This is a genomic window from Limosilactobacillus alvi (assembly GCF_016900115.1).
Taxonomy (GTDB): Bacteria; Bacillota; Bacilli; order Lactobacillales; family Lactobacillaceae; genus Limosilactobacillus; species Limosilactobacillus alvi.
Map to the genome: position 1 here is coordinate 14234 of NZ_JACJJQ010000006.1, position 20514 is coordinate 34747.

A 20514-nucleotide genomic window follows, 5' to 3' on the forward strand; every position below is an offset into this window, starting at 1 on the left:
ATAATGATAAAAAAAGGCCTGGAAGAAACGCACGTTTCTTCCAGGCCTCCTTTACATCTCCGAATGTTACTCAGTAACTAAGGTCCAAAAGCACGGCCTTAGCGGATAAGTGCGAACGAAAGGCTGATTCTAATGAATCAACCTTCGTTCTTCTTATCCCAACCAGGCCGTCAAGGAGCTTTTTTCCCAACCTCTTTCAACGCACACTTACTTGTTTTGTGCTTGCTTACGCCGCTTAGCAGCCTTTTCCCGGGCGTTGGTATTCAGAATCTGCTTCCGTAACCGAATATTTTGCGGTGTAATTTCACAGTATTCATCATCGTTCAAGAATTCAAGTGATTCTTCCAATGACAAGTGGGTTGGCGTCTTAATCCGCGCCATTTCATCAGAACCAGCAGCCCGGACGTTCGTCAAGTTCTTACCCTTGGTGATGTTAACCGTAATATCATTTTCCCGGCTGTTTTCACCAACGATCATTCCTTCATAAACTTCCGTCCCTGGATCAATTAACAAGGTCCCCCGGGATTCGATTCCCATCATGGCGTAAGTCGTTGCCTTCCCAGCATTCATGGAAACCAAAGTCCCCTTTTGCCGACCTGGGTTCCAGTTTCGAATAACTGGAGCATACTTTTCAAAGGTGTGGTTCAAAATCCCATAACCACGGGTTAAGGACATAAATTCTGTTGAGTAACCAATTAAGCCCCGTGATGGAACAAGGTAAGTCAAACGAGTTTGACCATTATCCGTTTGTTCCATGTTTTGCATTTCACCCTTCCGCTTGTTAAGAGAGTCAATTACGGAACCAGTGTATTCGTCAGGAGTATCAACTTGAACTTCTTCAAATGGTTCACATTCAACCCCGTCAACTTCCCGGTAGATAACTTGTGGCCGAGAAACCGCTAATTCATAACCTTCCCGCCGTAAAGTTTCAATCAAGATGGAAAGGTGTAATTCACCACGACCAGAAACCGTCCATGCACCTGGATCATCCGTGTCATCCACCCGGAGTGAAACGTCAGTATGCAATTCGGAACGTAACCGGTTTTCAAGTTGCCGTGATGTAACAAATTCACCTTCTCGACCAGCAAATGGTGAGTCATTAGTCCGGAAAGTCATTTGCAAAGTCGGTGGATCAATCCGAAGCGGGGTTAAGGCTTCTGGATGGTTAGGATCGGTAACGGTTTCCCCAACGTTGATATCTTCCATCCCAGAGACGGCAATTAAATCACCTGCTTGGGCTTCTTGGATTTCTTCCCGCTTTAAACCAAAGAACCCGAAGAGCTTTGTAACCCGGAAGCTCTTTTGGGAGCCATCAAGCTTCATTAAGGTAACTTGATCTCCGACCTTGATCCGGCCACGGAAGACCCGACCAATCCCGATCCGCCCAACGAAATCGTTGTAATCAAGAATTGCAACTTGGAATTGGAGTGGTTCATCTGAGTTGTCAATCGGTGCAGGAATCGTCTTGATAATGGTATCAAAGAGTGGCTTCATCGTGTGTTCTTGGCTTGCAATATCGGAGTCGTAACTTGAAGTTCCGTTCATTGCTGAAGCATATACCACTGGGAAGTCAAGTTGGTCTTCGTCAGCCCCTAATTCAATGAAAAGGTCTAAGACTTCATCCACAACTTCTTCTGGACGAGCACCTTTCCGGTCAACCTTGTTAATCACAACAATTGGCACAAGGTGTTGTTCCAAAGCTTTCTTCAAAACAAACCGGGTTTGTGGCATCGTTCCTTCAAAGGCATCGACAACCAAAAGCACCCCGTCAACCATCTTCATAACCCGTTCAACTTCACCACCAAAATCGGCGTGACCTGGAGTATCTAGAATATTAATTTGGTACTTACCGTACTTAACCGCCGTGTTCTTTGAGAGAATCGTAATCCCCCGTTCACGTTCAATAGCGTTGGTATCCATAGCCCGATCTTGGATATCAAAGTGTTCTGGTAAAGTATCAGATTGCTTTAACATTTCGTTAACTAAGGTCGTCTTACCGTGGTCAACGTGGGCAATGATCGCAATGTTTCGAATATCGTCGCGCGATGTCAAATCTAATCTTCCTTTCTTCTTATGGAATCAAAATTTTTCATAAAAAAACTGTGACGCAAATTGTCACAGTAAGCCGGCTAATTAACAAGGGCGAAAACGTCAGTCGCCACTTGCTTCGTCGCTACTAATACAAAGTTGGATGATAGCACATCTAAGGACGGTTTGTCAATTGATTTGACAACCAGACCGAGAGTTTCCGCCAAAACTCGTCCGGCAGCTAAGTCCCAAGGCTTTAAATAAGAAAGATACATTCCAAGCCGCCCTTCCAAAACATTAATCATTTCAATGCCCGCACTCCCGTATAAGCGTAAGCCGCTGGCATGTTTAAGAACCGTTTGTAAATCATACTTACTTGACAATAAGATTCCATGGTTAATGTCGATTAAAGAATCCCGTAAGCTCAAATTTTGGGGTGCCGTTAATTGCGTATCATTACACCAAACACCAAGTTCGGGTCCCCCATGATAAAGGCGCTTATTCATAACGTCCATAATGTAACCAAGTTTCGGCTGACCATCTTCATAGCAAGCCAACATGATCGCGAAATTAGTCTTTTGCTTAACAAAATTAAGGGTTCCATCAATTGGGTCAACAATATAAACCCGGCCTTTGAGCGAACTTACTTGGTCTCCAAAGCCCTCTTCGCTAATGATTTGCGATGTTGGATCAATTTTCTTCAAAGCTTGATCAATAAAACGTTCATTGTCCTTATCGACTGTAGTTACCAAATCATTAAATTGGGTTTTTTGATCCACCTCAAATGAGGTCTGCATCTGCCGGAGGGTTCGCTCGCGTGCTTGCCACATCAAGTCCTGTAAATTTTTATCTAATTTTTCCATCATTCTACCCCTAATTTAACCTGACCGCTTTGCTTTTGAGTTGCCACTTTCACAACTTCGTAAAGTTCATAACCACTTACCCGCGCAAAAGCCTTGCTAAGACGTTTTTCTTCACTTTTAGCCGGGATAACTTTTTTAAAGGCTTGATAAACTTCCAAAATTTTAGGTGCAGGAATCCCAACTTCGTAAGCATCTTCAACAACCCGAAACATTGATATTACGGTTTCAACTTCTTTAACTGACCAACCTGGATCAAGGGGGTAACTGTAATTTGCGTTCATCATTTATATTCCTCTTAAAATAAATTATTGGGAACATTTTACCATCATTTCTGAGATGCTCCTAATTTGGTGACTTAAATGATTGACTTTTCCAAACGATGAGATCCCTTTCCGAAGTTAATTAAGGTGTGTTACACTAGCATAAGTAAGATTAGCGTTCAAATTGGAGGGATTTTTTTGTTTTTAATGAAGGATATTACGCGTGATGGCAACCCGGTCCTTCGTAAGCGGGCTGCTAAGGTTGAATTTCCCCTTTCGGACGAAGATCGGGAATTAGCGCGGAAATTAATGGAATATCTTGAAGTTAGTCAAGATCCTGAGCTTTGCAAGAAGTATGGTTTGCGAGCTGGGGTAGGTTTAGCTGCCCCGCAAGTTGGGGTTTCAAAGCAGATGGCTTCTGTCCTCGTCCCACCGGAAGAAGAAGGTGGCAAGCCATTATTTAAAGACGTTATCATTAACCCCGTAATTGTCAGTGAATCCGTCCAATATGGAGCCCTGACCGAGGGGGAAGGTTGCCTTTCCGTTGACGAAGATATTCCTGGCTACGTTCCACGTCATGACCGGATTACTCTTAAATATACGGATGTTGATGGTAATGAACATAAGGTTCGGCTAAAGCATTATCCAGCAATTGTCTGCCAACACGAAATTGATCACCTCAAGGGCGTGCTATTTTACGATCATATTAATAAAGATGATCCATTTGAAGCTCCTGAGGGAACGGTAATGTTTAGTTAGTCGCGATTAAAACCTAAAAGCGGGTGAGCAGAAACGCGTTTCTGCTCACCCGCTTTTTTCATCTTCAGCTTACTCCAAACCACGACCCGGGAGCTTTTCCCATCCCTATGCTGTATCGCTCTATTGATCTAAAACGACAAGGGCCGTTAAAGTAGCTGCATAGTAACTATTCGTTGGTAGCGGACGCTCAATGATTGCCCGTTCCCGGACGAAAAGGGAATCATAACCAGCATTTCGATTAGCCGATACAGCCGCAAATACTGGGGCGCTGATACTGTTACTTTGATAGTGATTTAACGCTTGTCCATTAAGTCGGTAGCCTGCCGTAACCCGGGATTGCTTTTCGAAAAATTTTAAGAGCCGTTTCTCTGTATCCCGGGCAAGGGAATCATGACTATGTGCTAATAACATCGGTACCCGACAAGCATTTCCAGCATAGTTACCATCATTTGGTCCTTCAACCGTATTTGGCTGTGCTGGGACAGCACTATTGCCAGTGATATAAGCAAAATCCGGAACTAGTCCGGTCTTGTTTTGATGACTTAATTGATTTAAGCGTTTTAACATCACTTGCTTAATCTCTAACCACTGATGATTTCCTGTAGCCCGGTAAAACTCATCAAAGGCTTCTGGCATGACGTCTGAAGTCCGTAACAAATTCCAATCATGACTCTTCTTGGTCACCCAATTACCAACAGTTAGCACCTTCGTCTGGGGATTATATTCATCCCGGAGAACCGCCGTTAAAATTTCTTTTCCTAACTGACCATAGTGATGACCCGGCCACCGCCGATCAGCCCGAAAAAGAGCTTGGGCAATGAGTAAATCCCCATCAGTCGCGGAATTATGATTACTTTTTATCAGTTTCCCATTGGAATTATAAAATTGCCGCCAAGCCATCAAAGCAGTCTTTTGGCCGTGGTGAACATCCCGATTGGCAAGGTAATAGTTAACATACTTTTGAAACTCGGTTCGGTTGGCCCAACCGTGTTCAGCAGCCATTAAAGTAAGTAACATCCCATACCCTTGTCCTTCAGAAAGAGCAACCATGGTCCGGCCATTCCCAGCTTTTGAGTTTACGATAATTTGTTGATGAGGTAATTCAACCACATAGTGACTATGCCATTGTTGGTAAACATTATTTTGTAACTGGTGATTATTATCTAACCGGACGTAAGAAAGAATGGCAACATAGGCCACCGTTATTACGCCGATCAATAGCCAAAAAAATCGGTTTAACTTCATAATTTTCCTCCGTCAATCTGCAAACCGTTTTGTCTTCACCCAATGGGCTTTTCGTCCTGTTATGCGGTCAACCATTAGTGAACAAAAGGCATGGACCGAAACAGCGATGAAAATTTGGCCATACGTAAAGTACGCAGCCAAGGCCAGCCACAATTGTTGCGGATTAGTTTGGCCAAATTGAGTTGCCAAACTGAGGTTAACCTGTAAGATCGACAAAAGGATCATTAAAACCCAATTAATCAATAACACTTGATATAGTAATAAGGCATTGGTCCCAAAGGTGAAGGGAATTACTAGCCCTTGACCCGGAACAATCATGCTTAGTACCCCAACCCCAACATTAATCAAAAACAGGATAGGATAACTGCTAAATTAAACCAAAAAAAGTTACTAATAAAGTATACTTCTTCCAACTTAACCCGCCAGTGTGAGCGATCAAAGAGGTGCTTAAAGTTCATAAAGACAACTTGATAATTTCCCTTCGCCCACCGCAACCGTTGATAATAGTAATCCTTCAAATGTTCTGGTTCCTGTTGGAAGGCCTCAGATTGATAAGCAAGGGCGATTTGTTTGCCTTGGATCATTAATTTAAAAGAAAGGTCCGTATCTTCAGTTAAGGCCCCGTTTTGCCAACCACCTATTGCTTTCATCGCACTAGTTAAAATCACAAAGTTAGTTCCCGGAATGTAGCCAATGCCAAATAGGTTCCATAAAGCAATATGGCGGATCCGCTGGGTTACCATAATTTCTTGATTAATACACCGGGTTAAAAAATTCTGTTGCGCATTTCGCGTTTTATTCCGCCCATACGCTGCCACATAATTCTTAGGATCCTCTTGAATTTTCCGCATTAAAAAATACAAGGCGTGTTCTTCCGGCATCGCATCAGCATCATAAACCGCAATATATTCACCTTGTGCAATCTTTAAAGCATCGTTTAAGACTCCGGCTTTGCCACCAGTCCCCTTTCGCTGAATAACCTTAATGGTTTGTTTTGCGTATTCCGGTTTGGAAACGACCTTTAACATTTCTTTTGCCGTATTATCCGTACAGTTATCTGCATATAGTAATAATTCCAACTTGTCACTTGGATATGCCATATCCAAAATTGCCTGCACCGTTTGGCCAATTACCAACGCTTCATTATGTGCTGGCACCACGATCGTGACTGTTGGATAGCGTTTAAGGGGCTTCAGCTGGGTCCGCTTTGTGGCGTGACCAAGCCAAAATTTAGTTGCCCCAAACAAATTAATTAATGCCACTAAGAGGCCAATCCAGATCGTGATCAAAGTAAACATTAAGACAATTTTAACGATCACTTGTACCGTCCTCCTTTGATTCAATCACGGTATGCTCAACTAAAAAGTAGATAATCCAGTCACAAACAAAGAGGACTAAAAAAGCAAGAAAGAAGATCACTGTGATTGCAATGGCAAGCCACATAAATCCGTTAATCATCGTTTTCCTCCACTAAATATTCAATCAAAATATCCGTTTCCAACTTCCGCACCAGATGATTTAGTAACCGTCCAAAGTTATATTTAGTGGCAGTTACTGGGGTTAGCCGCGTCCGGCCAATTTTAATCCCCTTTGGGTTTTCGGGGGCGAGTTTATCAAGGCGTTACCGCGTCAAAGATGAGAGCGTTTCAATCTGTGATGGTGTTAAATTATAGGAAAAGATTAGAAAGGTGGCATCATCTAAATAGAAGAACTGTTCACTTGGCAGGCGATGTTGTTTTAAGTCTTGGGAAATGGTTTTTAAAAAATCATTGTGTTCACGAAGGTGAAATTGCTCATATTGCCGATGGTGTTCCCAGTGAATGGCCGTTACATCTAGACTAGTCACAAATTTTCCCTCTTCTAACAGGGATTGGGAAATGTGATAAGTTCTTTGGGCCGCATTCTGAGTTCGGAGATCAACGATCGGATCCCGCTCCGTTAAATATTGATTAATTTCTTTTTCCGCGGCCGCAATTTGCCGATATTCAATAAGTTTTGAACGTAAAACGGTCGTTAACGATGCTATTAATGGAAAAGCAACTAGCAATAATAACTTAGCCGGGATGGGAATTAACAAATAACCAAATAAAAGAATTGCAATCCCAATTGATGTCAACCCAATCAAGAGCCAAGAAAGCATTAACCCGGGAACGAATAGTCCCACTAATGCCCCTAATAAGATTTGGAGTCCCAACCCGACTTGAATATTAATCGGGTAACGTTGCACCCACATTTCCATCCCCAGCGGGAAGATTAGGAGAGCAATGACTGCCAAATAGACCCCAAATTGCTTCTGTCGTTTCACACTTTCTTCCTCCATTTGTCCCATTTTTTCAAAAATGTTTATTAATTAGTCAATCTTTTTTATTGTACCGAGTTCGCCTATCATTGTATATTGTTTATCTACATTAAATTCTAATTGAAACAACTGCTTAACTAGCTCACTAATTTAGTTTTGAAATAAAAAAAGCAGGAAGCTTTTCGCTTACTTCCTGCTCTTTTTAATCGAATGTAGAAAACTTATGCTTCGCCCCAAATAACGCTGAAATTTCTCACTTTTTAGGCTTAATGCCGGTCCACTTTTTCGATATCCTTAACGTACTCTTTAGTGGCTTCATTTGATAATTGAGCAACTTCAATGTGTAAATCCTGTTCATAGGTCCACCAGTCGGTAATTTGGTACTCAACGGTTGAATCAATTAATTGTTTGGCAACTGCTTCTTTGGTAAGCCCTTCCTTTTGCTGAGCAGTGAGCTGATTTAAATCAATAATATATTCAAATACCAAGACTCCTTTCCCCCAAACATCAGCAATAATTTGCGAATCGGTTGGCGCCTGATTACCCACTAACGATTCTAAAATTGGAATTACCATGGCATCCGTTGCTTGTTTGGCTTCTTTTTGTAACATCAGGGTGGCTCGTTTTACGAGCATCCGGTGGAAAATTTGGTATCCGAATGCTACTAAGAGAAAAGCAATAATTACCGTTATAATTAAGGACATTTATCTCGCCCCTTTCGTTTCTTTATCTTTAGGATAACATAGTTATTCGGATTTGGGACGACTTCCCTGCCGAAGTGTGCTAGAATAGATTAGTATTTGGCAAAATAAAATAATGAGGAGCATTGAAATGACTTTTAAAATCTACTTCCAACCAGATCAAACAATGACCCCCCGGCGGGAAAATACGAAATCTATCTACGTCGAAGCTGATTCCGAAGCCGCTGCTCGGCAAATGGTTGAACAACACACTGAGTATAATATCGAATATGTTGAACTACTGGACAAAAAAGCACTCGATTACGAAAAGCAAAGTCCAGACTTTAAGTTAACCACGTTCTAATTTTGTGGTTGATAAAAAGCGGGGCTGGGGGCGGACCCTAGTCCCGTTTATTATTATGGAGGAATTGCTGAATGCATTTTTCAATTATCATCAATGAAATAGCAGGCGGTGGAAATGCCAAAGTTGCTTGGCAAAAAGTTAAAGCTCGGCTCGATCAATTGAAAATTAATTATACCTTTCAGATTACCAAAGCGGCTGATCATGCAACTTATCTAGGACGAAAACTTGCTGACCGCTTTGCTGGTAGTTCAGACGAGATTGTCTTGGTAATCGGCGGAGACGGGACCCTTCACCAGGTCTTAAATGGTTTGATGAAGAGTGAAGCTAATCGCAAGCATCCCCTACCAATCGCCTATATTGCTTGTGGGACTGGCAATGATTTTGCCCGAGGTTATGGAATTAATCTCGATCCATTAGCTGCGCTTGATCAAATTTTAGCGGCTAAACAAGCCACTTTAATTAGTATTGGGCATTATTTTGAAGCCATTAAGAACGAAGAAGGCTTTTTCTTTAATAACATTGGAATTGGCTTTGATGCCTCGATTGTTAGCCGCACCAATAATTCCAAGCAAAAGAAAAAGCTGAATCATTTCCACTTGGGACATCTTTCATACCTTGCGAATGCCATTGGGGCTTTATACAATCAAGAACCCTTTGAGTTAATGGTCGAGAATCAGCATCACCGGGATTTTTACCGGAAGTCCTATATCGTGATCGTTAGCAACCATCCCTTCATCGGAGGTGGCTTTAAGATTGCTCCGGACACGAGTTTATACGATCCAAACCTTGAGCTAGTCGTGGCTGAACGGAAGAACTGGGTGCTGACCTTAATTCAACTCTGGCGATTTGCCCGCGGAAAATTAGCTCATTCGCGGTTTGCTCACCGTTATCATGCCAAACAACTACGTTACTCCACTACCTCCCTAGAATTTGGCCAAATGGATGGTGAAGAAATGGGAAATCGGTTTGTCGATTTAACCTTTGACACAATTGCTTATCCAATTTGGGAAGTGCCGTTAACGAAAAAAGAAAATTAATGCAACAAAGGCGGGAAGAAATCAATTTCTTCCCGCCTTTGTTATACTTTTACAAATTACTTAACGCTATAAGACCACCTGGCCATTTGGTTGCGGACTAGGGGTTAGTTTAGCTAAAAGCCTTGATAACTCCAAACGTCGTTGCTTTTTCGGAATAAAAATACCCATTTTCTCCCGGTCAAAGCCAGTCACCAACTTGGTTGAATCAAAAATAACCGGATTCTTTAGAATTCGTGGTGAAACTTCAATTGCGGCTGCTAACTCATCAATTGTGATGTTTTGCGTATCGAGCTTTAGCGCCTTAGTATCCCGTGACCGCATTGAAATGAGATCATCGGTACCATTAAGCGACAGGGCCAGCAACTGACGAACTTCGGTTTTAGTCAGCGGCTGTTTTTCTAAATTCCGCTGTTCAACTTTAATTCCGCGACTCGTTAACCAATTAACAGCCTTCCGCTTTGACGGATCATTAGTATGAAAATATAAGTTAACCATCCTGCCACCTCACTTTAAATTTAAGTTTATTGTAGCAATTTCTTTCGTGTGTGACAGTTTTTTGGAAGCAACTTAATAAATCTTTATTATTTTAATCTAAGGCCGTTTGCCATTCTTTCCAAGCAGCTTCCCCATCAATTCCAGTCGTTGCCCGAGCACCTGCACTTAATTTTGCCCGCTGATCGTCATCTTTCATCAAAGCGATGATCGCATCAGTAAGGGCATTTTGATCACCGTTAGCAACCAGGCGGCCGTTAACCCCATCTTGGATTAATTCGTGGGGGCCATACGGGTAGTCATAGGTTAGGACTGGAACTCCGTGAGCCAAAGCTTCGGCCATTGCCAATGGATAATTATCATTGTCGCTGGCATCTAACATTAGCTCCGCCCGGTCATAGACTTGATTAACGTCTAAAGTATAGTCTTCGAGGCTAACAATTCCCGTTAAACCGAGGTCATTAATTTGCTTTTGATAGGCATCATGGTCACCACCATAACCGTAAATCCGGAGTCGAACCAACGGTAATGCTTGATGAACCTTCTGGAAGGCTTGAATTAGAGTTGGGGTCCCCTTATCATCATCGGTCCGCCCAACGGAAACGATCAAACCTGGTTCGCGGTGAATTTCATTCTCAGACACTTGGGCTTCGACCGCCGGATTGATGGTATAAAGATGAACCTTTTTACCTAAGCGTTCCCGCAACATTGCCGTTTGGGTAGCCGTTGGCACGATAATCCCCGTCCACCGACTAAGGTTTTGCTTCGCTAAGGCTTCACTGTAGATTCCGAGGAATGGTGCACTGATTGGATTTTGACCATGAGCAACGTGATCCGTAGCCATCCACAAGAAGAGCTTAGCCTTAGACTTCATTAAGAACAATGGATGTACCGTCGAACCTGGTCGATCAGCAATAAAGGCCTCCTGACCATCGGCTTGGCGGTTTAATTCATCCAAGAAGAAAGCCGTTAATTGGTCATAGTCATCAAAGTAATAGTCTTGACCTTGGTAATTACGGAGCACTAAAAGGGAGTTAATTGGGGTTCCCGTTGTTGATTCAACGTAGTAGGATTCCAGATAAACCGTCCCGTCAGGTCGATAGTAGCGTTCGTAGTACTTTTCCTTTTGCTTGGTTCCGTAAAATTCTTCGCGCCATTTAAAACCCCGGGAATCATAACGTTGAACCATCGTTAACTGGCCACTTACATCGTACCAATCTACATGTTCGACTTGACCAAAAGTCCCTCCAATGAAATGGACTTCACAAATTAGTTGGTCCCCAAAGGTCACCTTCCGGTAGTTGTTCCCCCCACTCACCATATATTTAGCTGGTAAATGTAAGTCTTCAACGTGTAATTGACGTTCGGTTGCGGATTCAAGGTTGCCAAAGAAATCATGCAGGGTCACGACTTGTTCTCGTTTAACCCCAAGCCTTGGTAAAGTTAAACTTAAATTCGGCATTTCTTTTGTAAGGGCAAGCTTCGCATTTATCCCATGGTTTTTAAACAACCGGAGGCGCTTAATTTCAGTATGTTCCACACTGGAATTACGATCAAAAAGGTATTCATTGACAAAGTAAACCATCTTTTTTATTTTGCCTCCATATCATCAATAATTGCTTGGTAACACTTCATAATGTTTGCTTCAGAATAACGCTCAGCGTCTTCATAGGCGCCAGCGCTAAACCGTTTTAGCTTTGCTTGATCCGTTAAGAGATCAATAATCCGGTCAGCTAATTGATCCAGATTTTCATTTTCAGTCAAATAACCAGAATGACCATCAACGACGATATCACTTGGTCCGTACTTGATGTCATTGGCAATCACTGGTAAACCGTAAGAAAGAGCTTCAACTAAGGCCATCGCCAACCCTTCTCCCCGGGTTGGGAGAACCATCAATTGCGCTTGCTTATCAATTTCAGGGACTTTTTCAGCGTAACCGCGGAAGTGGACCGAGCTCTCAATGCCTTCATCCTTCACGATTTGCTTCAAAGTCTGATCAAAGTTATCGTTAGCGTAACCCCAAAGATCCAATTGAGCATCCGGAACGGCCTTGAGAATCCTTGGCCAAACCTTTAATAAGTGATCCTGTTGCTTCTCCGGTGAAAGCCGGGCAACCACAACTACTTGGTGAAGCTTCCGGTTTTCAAATGGAACATGTGGTGCATTCAAAACTTCATCCGGCACAATCGCACTTGGCACCATGTAAACCTTCGACTTCGTCCACCGGGCTTCAACATCAGCCTGTTGATGAGGGGTAAGAACCCCAATGCCGTCCCAAGCTTCAGCGTTATTAAGGCCCCAGTCATAATTAAAGTTTAATGCTGAATGCAAGATATCATCATTATCAACTAACTGGTCATTATGGAGTTGCATAACCCGGAAGACTCGCTTTTGCATATGCAAAACGGCCCAACCGATTTCAAAGACCCGGTCAACAATCAAACCAACTTTTTCACCGTTATTAATCTTTGGATCATCAACAATTTGATCATAGAAGAATGACGTTAATTCCTCTAAGCCGTTAAAATGGTAATCTTGACCTTGATAATTAAGTTGATAGCTAACTAAATCCTTATCTCGTTGATTCTTAAAGTTAGTTTTAACGATGGCTAAGCGGCCACTTGGCGTGTAATAGTTTTCGGCTGAAATCCGGTTATTCCAATCATACAACTGTTCAACCGATTTAAAGCCCCGCACATCATACCAAACCACCTTCACCAGCTTACCAAAGCGATCAAAGATTTGTTGGTTAATAATCGTCTTTTGGGCATTATCACGGCGCCGGACATACATCACCCGTTGGTTACCGTCATAGAAGTTGTAGTTAATCCCATCAGCCTTTCGTTTCCACTTGGGATTTAAATGGAGATCCTTCATGGTCACTGCTTTCCGTTTAACCAGGACTGCCTCTTGAAAGTAGTCAAAGAGGTTTACAAAATCATGGTCATCAACCCCAGCGTTGTTCATCACTTGGTGAAACTCATTGGAATATTGACGCGTAATAATTTTAGCCGGTTGGTTAAAGTGCTTAAACAGATTTAAGCGCTTAATTTCAGCATGCTCGATCCCTGACTTATTTTCTTGAAAATTATCGTTTAAAAAATAAAGCATTGGTATTCATTTCCCTTACAAATTAATCGTTTTAATTATAACAAACTAATCAAGTTAAATTAGTCGCTTTCAACAAAAAACGGGTTAATTAAGCATTTAAACCTAATTAACCGGTAACTCATTTTTCCTAATTTTACCCCGATTCTATTGGTCAGCAATTGTCATCTTATAGTTAGTTGTTTTTCCGTTAGTTGTTACCTTTACTAAATAATCACCAGAATTATTAAAGGCCTTAGAAATTTCTTTTACCTTATTTTATGAGGAGAAAGTAGCATAAATTACTCCCGAGTGAGCACCAATTACCCGTACGGTAGTTTGACGTGGAAGAATAAACTTGACCTTAGCTTCGCCATTACCATCTAGTTTTGGATTAACCGGCGTGTAAGCAAACTTGACCTTTTTCTCCAACTTTGCTACTTTTTGCTTCGCCTTTTGCTTTGCCTCCTTTTGTTGTAGTTTTGTTTGCAAGGTTTCTTGCTTATGGCGATTATAGTGGAAATGTGGTAGCGCATTTGGATGACCAACCCCATAAACAATTCCCCCAAGGCTACCAAAGAAGATAATGATTAAAAGCCATGAGAGAAAGACCGTAAACCGGCTTGCATTAGTAACTCGTCGATAGTGCTTAATTAATTGTACCCGGGCAACTAAAATCAAAATGAATAACACAAACGAGGCAATCGCCAAAACAAAGAAGAGGTTAAGCATGTCAAACTCCTTATGAAAAATTTTTAATTTAACTGTTCTAATTGTAACTAATATCTGCAATCATCACTAGTCAAATTTTGATATGTAGTTGAGAGGATGAAAATTGATCGTCCTCTCGCGAAATATAGGTAAGGATTAACAAAACTAATCTAATTTTACCTATATAATAAGGAAAGAGGCTGAGGATATTCTCAGCCCCTTTTCCTATTTAAGATCGTTACTAATTAATCAAGTAACCTCAATTAATTAGGCACGACGCTTGTTAACACCGGCAAGGCCAAGCATACCAACCAAGGCGGCTACACCAAGGCCAGCAGCGGCAACGGATGATTCGTTACCAGTTTGTGGCAAGGTAGCTTGCTTAGTTGAAGCAGAAGCTGCAGCCTTAGCAGAAGCTAACTTAACTTGTGCCGTGTTACCATTAGCACCCTTAACAGCTACCGTGTTAGCAGTTGAAGTAGCTGCGGAGTCATTTTCACCCTTAGCAGCGTCTGAACTGTTTGCACTTGAGTTTGCTAATGAGTTAGCAGAACTGTTTGCGCTTGAGTTTGCTGATGAGTTAGCAGAGCTGTTTGCACTTGAGTTTGCTGATGAGTTAGTGTTGCCATTTTGCTTGTTGAATTCAGCCAACAATGCTTCGTAAGCGGCCTTAGCGTCAGCAGCCTTTTGTTCAAGGGCCTTTTGTTGTGCTACCGCAGCGTCGTAATTAGCTTGAGCCTTGGATACAGCACCCATAGCGTTCTTGGAGTCAGCCAAAGTCTTCTTAGCTAATGCAACCTTAGCAGCGGCGGCATCAGAAGCAGCCTTAGCAGTCTTGTAATTGTTCAATGCCTTTACGTAAGCAGGCTTTGCTTCAGCATTCGCCAAGTCAGCCTTCTTAGCAGCCAATTGGCTGTTGTGACGTACCTTAACAAGTTGAGCAACCTTCAAAGTATTTTGAGCATCAGTCAATTGCTTTTGAAGAGCATCACGCTTCATCTTAGCATTAGCTTGATCAATACCTAACTTTTCACTAGTTGGTTCCTTAGCAAGAGCTGCATTGGCAGCATCAAGATCCTTTTGGGCATCATTAAGTTGAGCTTGTAAAGCATCAACCTTGGCTTGGTCAGCGGCAATCGTCTTGTCGTCATTAACCATACCATTTTCTAAGTTCTTAACAGCAGCGGATGCTGAGGTAACACCAGTTTCGGCAGCAGCGTTGTCAAGTGCCGTCTTAGCAGCAGCCGTGTTAGCAGAAGTAGTAGCAGCCTTTTGTTCAAGGTTAGCTAATTGATCAGATGAAGGTAAGTTGTTGTCCAACTTAGCTTGTTGGTAAGCAGCCTTAGCAGCCTTAGCAGCGTCAACCGCCTTTTGAGCAGCTAAGTAAAGAGCTTCGTGGTTAGCCTTAGCAGCTTCGTACTTAGCCTTTAATGCAGGAAGTTCATCATTGAGCTTCTTAGCATCCATGATTGCTTGGTCAGCATCATTCAAAGGAGTTACCCCATTGTCGTAATCAACGGCCTTTTGGGCTTCCTTCGTAGCAGCCTTAGCGGCAGCTAACTTACTTTGCCAGTCAGCTAACTTACCAGCGTATTGTTGCTTCAAAGCAGTTGCTTCAGCCACAGCTTGTTGAGCAATAGCGTATGCTTGTTGAGCAGCTTCATAGTCAGCACCGGAAGTGATACCAGCTTGCTTGTAGTCCCAAAGTTCGTCATTAGCAGCCTTTTCAGCAGCAGTTTCAGAAGCAATAACACTGTCTTGAACCTTAACAGCGGCTGATAATTCATCAACTTGCTTTTGCGCAGCAGCTTGCTTAGCTTGGGCAGATGCTAATGTCTTAGCATTAGTTTCAGCTTCAGCACGGAAGTTGTTGTAAGCTGATTGCCAGTTTGCGTGACTAGCTAAGTAGTCAGAAGCAGAGTTGTAAGCAGATGCAGCAGCTGATTCAGCATCAGCAGCCTTGTATGAAGAGTTTAATGCTTCGTTTTCAGCAGAAATTGCGGCGTTAGCAGATGCTAAAGCATCCTTAACGTTAGCAACACCTTGGTTAGCTGACTTAGCAGCGCTCAATGCGTCAGAAGCAGATTGAACGTTTGCCTTGTTAGCATCAGCGTTTGAAGCAGCTGCAGAAGCAGTAGCAGAAGCGGATTGAACATCAGCAGAAGTTACCTTGGCTGCTTCAGAAGAAGCCGTAGCTGAGGAAGTTGATGCTGATGAAGTTTGAGCAGTTGGTAATTCTCCTGCATTAGCTGGCGTAGTAGCAGCCTTTGCATTTGTCCCACCATATACTAAAGTAGTACCAAGCAGAACAGAAGCCACACCAACACTAAGCTTAGCTAAGCCATACTTAGGTGCCTTAACGGCTTTCTTTTCTGCATTCATCTTTACATTGTTCTTAGAGTACATAAAGAATCCTCCCTTAAAAAAACATAATTTATTGTTTTCAACGGTAAGTTTTTTTCCCCCCCCAACATGTTTCGTCAATAAAAAATTCACATTTTCTTTGCAAAAGTTATAGTAGATTTTTTTATAATTACTGATACTTAATTTTTTAAATAACTTTTTAAAGAAATTCATCACAAAGCGTTGGCAAATTCTTAATTAATTAAAGGTTACTCCATAAAAATGGCTCAAAATTATTTATTTATCAAAACCTGCTTATTTAACAATTTCTTATAGAAAATAAAGGGGCTGGGAAGAAACTCATGTTTCTTCCCAGCCCCTCTTTCATCTCCGAAGATTACTCAGTAACTAAGGTCAAAGCAGTAGCTGAATGGCAGTTGCTTCCCTAACGGTCGCACCAACCGATTCAGCCTTGCATGGGCTCACAAACGCCAAACCAGTTGGCTGGTTCGCTCCAAATCACGGCCTTAGCGGATAAGTGTGAACGAAAGGTCGATTCTAATGAATCAACCTTCGTCCTTCTTATCCCAACCAGGCCATCAAGGAGCTTTTTCCCCAACCTCCAATTGGCGCTTAAAATTTACCCGATTTACTTATCTTGTTCATTACGCAGCTTATACAAGTCATGAATGGATTCATGGTTATGAATCCGGACTAAGGCATCCTTAATCAAGGGAGCTACCGATAAACGCACAAGCTTTTCAAATCGTTTTTCTTCGGGCACCGCAATCGTATTAGTTACAATTACTTGTTTTAATTCATTACAAGCTTGGAGCTCTTGAGCCGCATTTCCTGAGAGAACTGCATGGGTGGCAACCCCATAAATATCCTTCGCCCCAAACTTCTTTAATAATTTGGCAGAAGATGTCATGCGGTTACCAGTGTCGACAATATCGTCAACAATAATTGCCGTTTTGCCCTTAACATCCCCAATAATCATATCAGGTATATGTTCATCTTCTTCAAGGCCACGGTGGGATTCCGTCCGTTTGTCAACGATCGCAATCGGGGCCCCACCGATTAATTCAGCAAAGCGACGCACCATGTTAACTCCGGCATGATCAGGAGCAACGACCACAGTATCATTCGTTAATTGATGGTCAATAAAGTAGTTTATCAAAGTTGGTGCGGCCATCAAGTGGTCGACTGGAATATCGAAAAAGCCCTGAACCTGCGGTGCATGCAAATCAATCGTAATTAGCCGGTTGATTTGATCCATTTCTAAGAGGTTAGCCACTAACTTCGCCGTAATTGGTTCCCGGGAACGGGCCTTCCGATCTTGCCGTGCATACCCATAGTATGGCATCACCACATTAACTTGCTTGGCACTCGCCCGCCGTAAAGCATCCACCATGATGAGCAGTTCCATTAAGTTTGTGTTTACTGGATCTGAGACCGCTTGAATAACGTAGACTTCACAACCACGGACACTTTCATCAATCGTAACCGCGATTTCACCATCCGCAAAGTGACTCACCGTACAATCGCTAAGCGGTATCCCTAACAATTCAGCCACCTTTTTGGCCAGGGGCTGATTTGAATTCAAAGCAAATAAACGGATTTGTTCCGCATTCTTCATTTCAGTCATTTTTCCATCCTTCTGATTAATTGAAACACCAATTCATGCTAATTATCACAAGTTCAGACCAGAATTGCAAGCAGAATCTAGTCGAGAGCAAAATTGATAGACGCTTAACAATCAGCGGGCACAATCCCATCCATGCCAATCATTGGGTCAACCTGATTTTCCAGCACCATTGCCGGTGTTAATTCCGTTGGCAATGGTTTCTCAGCGGATTTAAGCGGGGCCGTTGCTTGCTTATCAAAAGGCAAACCATCACTTCCCGTCGTTAAGTTTGGATCAGCAGGAGCGGTGATCGGTGCTTCAGTTTTAATCACCGCTTTTTCAGTTGGCTTTGCTTGTGACTTAGCCACCGGTTGCTTTTCCCCAACCAATAGCCCGGTGATCCGTTGACTAAGGGTGGTATGCCGATAATTGGTTGCCGTTTCCGCACAACGAACAAAGGCCCGAGGATCGCCAATCATCATCAAGGCTTGGGCCGCTCGAGTTACGGCCGTATACAGTAAATTCCGCCGCATAATCGTTGGGGCTTTTAAACTGTTCGGAAAATAATCCATTACCATTGGCAAAATTACGACTGGTGCCTGACTCCCCTGGGCCTTATGGATCGTCATACAATAAGCTAGTTGTAACGCTCCAACGTCTTGGGGCCGGGTGTATTCAACCTCGGTGCCATCAAAATCAACCACTAATTTAAGGTTAATTTTGGTGTCCGCACTCGTGTTTTTGGCCCGCACTCCTTCAATCGAAGTGATTAGCCCCAGGTCGCCATTAAAGACATTTTTGTCTGGATCATTTACGGTCTGCATCACCTTATCCCCGACCCGAAAAATCCGGTTGGGATTTAATTCCACTTCAGGTTTGGTAGCTGCTGGTGGGTTTAAAGCTCTTTGTAAGTGGGCATTGAGGTACTGGGTTCCCGCAAGGCCCGCATGAATTGGCGCTAATAATTGGATGTCCATCAAAGACAGGCCATGGCGTTCATGATAGAGTTTTATCGCTTGCGTGATCATTTCCGGAACGGCTGCTAGCTTAGCCGGAAAAAAGCGCCGGTGGGCATATTTTTCGGGATCACCTGGGGCAAACAAACTTGGGGTGACCTCCCCGGCATTGATCTTTTGCGCCAAGGGAATGATTGAAGAGTCAGCGGCTTGACGGTGAATATGAGTTAAACGAATTTGCGGCAGGGCTTCAACCGCTAAAAGATCCCGGAAGACTTGGCCCGGCCCGACTGATGGCAATTGGTCAAAGTCCCCAACTAAAACTACCCGGGTTGCTGGCCCGACAGCACTAATCAAGGCTGAAAACAAGGTTAAGCTCGCCATTGACATTTCATCAACGATCAACAACTTACCATCAAGTTCTTCAAAATCAGCACTTACTAAGTCATCATCCGTAATGTCGGCGGTTAAACCTAAAAGACGATGAATCGTTGAAGCTTCAATCCCGGTGACCGCGCTAATTTGTTTAGCTGCCCGTCCAGTTGGTGCAACAAGTAAAACATCACTTGGTGAAACAGATGGATCAAGTTTTAAAAAGGTATTCACAATTCCCTTAACAATTGTCGTTTTCCCGGTTCCGGGTCCCCCGGTTAATAGCAGTAATGGTTGTTTGAGGGCCATCGTAATCGCTTTTTGTTGGACTTCGTCATAATCAAAATCTTGCTCCGCCTCAACTTCCGCTAACTTTGCTTGTAGGCGTTTATCAGTCGGAATTTTAACCTTTGAATCTTTTAAAATTGTCCGGAGGCAATCCGCAATTTGCCATTCAGCTTGGGATAAAGCCGCTGGATAAACCTGGTCACCCTCAGTTACTAGGCGTTCATTGGCAACTAAGTTGGTAAACTCTGCTTCTAAACGATCTGGATTGCCACCTTTAAGAAGCCGATAGGCCGCATTTAAAAGCTGATTTTTAGGAACCCAACTGTCACCACTTTGGTTAGTTAGATTGTGACTTGCTACGATAATGGCCGCTTGAAGGCGACGAGAATCATCAACTGAAATCTGGAAAAATTGGCGGGCCAATTCATCAACTCGTTGAAAAGACAACTCATAATCTTCAAGGTCAGTTAAAACATAGGGATTGGTCGTAATTTTGGTTAAGGTTTGGACGCCAAAATGATCAAAAATTAAATTAACTAAGCGTTCGGATAAGCCGTAACGTTTTAGTTGCTCAATAATCTTTCCCGTAGTATTCCCAAAATCATGGGCGGTAAAGAAATCAATTAGTCGTTCCTGGTCACCAATCCCAAAACCACTCACCTGCTTAAGGATGGTTGGATCATCGGTGACCTGTTTCATAGCAGTTGCTCCCAAATCTTTAAAGACCGCTTGACTCGACTTTTTGGGGGCATGTAATTTCACCCCATGATATTTAACAAAGGTTGCTAACTGGGGGGCATTTTGCGGGAGCACAACATGCACTCCGGAACAGGCAAATTGCAGACCATAGCGCTTATCCTCAACTACCCGGCCTTCAAACTCGTAACGGTCACCTTCAATAATTTCACCGAGTTGACCCTTAACGGTAATTTCGCCTTGATCCCATTCAAAATTTTTTTCCTCAACACTAATCGCCGCAATCCGAAAAAGACCCCGTTCAAAAATCACCACCTTCACCTTCCCAATGAAGGACGTTGGACCGGTGGTGGTTACCTTTTCACTGTGTTCAACTGGTTCAAAATTACCTTGACTTGCCATTT

17 protein-coding genes and 1 pseudogene are annotated in these 20514 nt (G+C 42.8%); 3 read left to right on the forward strand and 15 right to left on the reverse strand.

Annotated elements, in window-relative coordinates; genetic code table 11:
• Nucleotides 1-207: 207 nt before the first annotated feature.
• The 3 genes from typA to H5993_RS01990 all read right to left on the reverse strand — a co-directional run bounded on the left by typA (nucleotide 208) and on the right by H5993_RS01990 (nucleotide 3175).
• Nucleotides 208-2052 carry a translational GTPase TypA gene (gene typA, locus H5993_RS01980; RefSeq protein ID WP_204776022.1) on the reverse strand — a complete coding sequence of 615 codons (1845 nt, stop codon included), beginning with the start codon at nucleotides 2050-2052 and terminating at the stop codon, nucleotides 208-210.
• A gap of 77 nt (nucleotides 2053-2129) precedes the next feature.
• Nucleotides 2130-2894, reverse strand: a complete 765-nt coding sequence (locus tag H5993_RS01985) for an inositol monophosphatase family protein (RefSeq protein ID WP_204776023.1) — start codon at nucleotides 2892-2894, stop codon at nucleotides 2130-2132.
• Complete coding sequence (locus H5993_RS01990; protein WP_239457940.1) at nucleotides 2891-3175, reverse strand: UPF0223 family protein; 285 nt, start codon at nucleotides 3173-3175, stop codon at nucleotides 2891-2893. The genes H5993_RS01985 and H5993_RS01990 overlap by 4 nt, the downstream gene beginning before the upstream one ends.
• A gap of 174 nt (nucleotides 3176-3349) precedes the next feature.
• Here H5993_RS01990 and def point away from each other — a divergent pair, with 174 nt between their 5' ends.
• Nucleotides 3350-3910 (forward strand): peptide deformylase, encoded by a 561-nt coding sequence (gene def / locus H5993_RS01995; protein ID WP_180870024.1) that lies wholly within the window; start codon nucleotides 3350-3352, stop codon nucleotides 3908-3910.
• A 120-nt stretch (nucleotides 3911-4030) separates the two neighbouring features.
• Here the strand turns inward: def and H5993_RS02000 are convergent, their stop codons facing one another.
• From H5993_RS02000 to H5993_RS02020, 5 genes and pseudogenes are all read right to left on the reverse strand, one after another.
• Nucleotides 4031-5155 carry a glycosyl hydrolase family 8 gene (locus H5993_RS02000; RefSeq protein ID WP_204776024.1) on the reverse strand — a complete coding sequence of 375 codons (1125 nt, stop codon included), beginning with the start codon at nucleotides 5153-5155 and terminating at the stop codon, nucleotides 4031-4033.
• Between the two features lie 12 nt (nucleotides 5156-5167).
• Nucleotides 5168-6474 (reverse strand): annotated as a pseudogene (locus tag H5993_RS02005) (glycosyltransferase family 2 protein).
• Nucleotides 6464-6613 (reverse strand): hypothetical protein, encoded by a 150-nt coding sequence (locus H5993_RS02010; RefSeq protein WP_180870025.1) that lies wholly within the window; start codon nucleotides 6611-6613, stop codon nucleotides 6464-6466. The pseudogene H5993_RS02005 and the gene H5993_RS02010 overlap by 11 nt, the downstream one beginning before the upstream one ends.
• Nucleotides 6614-6776: 163 nt before the next feature.
• Nucleotides 6777-7460 carry a hypothetical protein gene (locus H5993_RS02015; RefSeq protein WP_204776025.1) on the reverse strand — a complete coding sequence of 228 codons (684 nt, stop codon included), beginning with the start codon at nucleotides 7458-7460 and terminating at the stop codon, nucleotides 6777-6779.
• A gap of 260 nt (nucleotides 7461-7720) precedes the next feature.
• Nucleotides 7721-8158: a hypothetical protein gene (locus H5993_RS02020; protein WP_180870030.1), complete on the reverse strand. Its 438-nt coding sequence runs from the start codon at nucleotides 8156-8158 to the stop codon at nucleotides 7721-7723.
• Nucleotides 8159-8285: 127 nt separating this feature from the next.
• Between H5993_RS02020 and H5993_RS02025 the strand changes: the two genes are divergently transcribed.
• Together H5993_RS02025 and H5993_RS02030 are read left to right on the forward strand one after the other, a co-directional pair.
• Nucleotides 8286-8498 (forward strand): DNA-directed RNA polymerase subunit epsilon, encoded by a 213-nt coding sequence (locus tag H5993_RS02025; RefSeq protein WP_204776026.1) that lies wholly within the window; start codon nucleotides 8286-8288, stop codon nucleotides 8496-8498.
• A 71-nt stretch (nucleotides 8499-8569) separates the two neighbouring features.
• The gene (locus H5993_RS02030; protein ID WP_180870034.1) at nucleotides 8570-9535 is read left to right on the forward strand and encodes a diacylglycerol/lipid kinase family protein; all 966 of its coding nucleotides are present in this window, start codon (nucleotides 8570-8572) and stop codon (nucleotides 9533-9535) included.
• A 66-nt stretch (nucleotides 9536-9601) separates the two neighbouring features.
• Here the strand turns inward: H5993_RS02030 and H5993_RS02035 are convergent, their stop codons facing one another.
• The 7 genes from H5993_RS02035 to recD2 all read right to left on the reverse strand — a co-directional run bounded on the left by H5993_RS02035 (nucleotide 9602) and on the right by recD2 (nucleotide 20512).
• Entirely contained in the window at nucleotides 9602-10030 is a 429-nt protein-coding gene (locus H5993_RS02035) for an ArsC/Spx/MgsR family protein (protein ID WP_180870036.1), read from the reverse strand.
• Between the two features lie 91 nt (nucleotides 10031-10121).
• The gene (gene asp1, locus H5993_RS02040) at nucleotides 10122-11612 is read right to left on the reverse strand and encodes an accessory Sec system glycosyltransferase Asp1 (RefSeq protein WP_180870037.1); all 1491 of its coding nucleotides are present in this window, start codon (nucleotides 11610-11612) and stop codon (nucleotides 10122-10124) included.
• A 5-nt stretch (nucleotides 11613-11617) separates the two neighbouring features.
• Nucleotides 11618-13141, reverse strand: a complete 1524-nt coding sequence (locus H5993_RS02045; protein ID WP_204776027.1) for a glycosyltransferase — start codon at nucleotides 13139-13141, stop codon at nucleotides 11618-11620.
• Nucleotides 13142-13396: 255 nt separating this feature from the next.
• Nucleotides 13397-13849: a hypothetical protein gene (locus H5993_RS02050; RefSeq protein WP_204776028.1), complete on the reverse strand. Its 453-nt coding sequence runs from the start codon at nucleotides 13847-13849 to the stop codon at nucleotides 13397-13399.
• A gap of 246 nt (nucleotides 13850-14095) precedes the next feature.
• Entirely contained in the window at nucleotides 14096-16234 is a 2139-nt protein-coding gene (locus H5993_RS02055) for a YSIRK-type signal peptide-containing protein (protein ID WP_204776029.1), read from the reverse strand.
• 586 nt (nucleotides 16235-16820) lie between these two features.
• Nucleotides 16821-17819: a ribose-phosphate diphosphokinase gene (locus tag H5993_RS02060; protein ID WP_204776030.1), complete on the reverse strand. Its 999-nt coding sequence runs from the start codon at nucleotides 17817-17819 to the stop codon at nucleotides 16821-16823.
• A 104-nt stretch (nucleotides 17820-17923) separates the two neighbouring features.
• Nucleotides 17924-20512: an SF1B family DNA helicase RecD2 gene (recD2, locus tag H5993_RS02065; RefSeq protein WP_204776031.1), complete on the reverse strand. Its 2589-nt coding sequence runs from the start codon at nucleotides 20510-20512 to the stop codon at nucleotides 17924-17926.
• Nucleotides 20513-20514 lie beyond the last annotated feature (2 nt).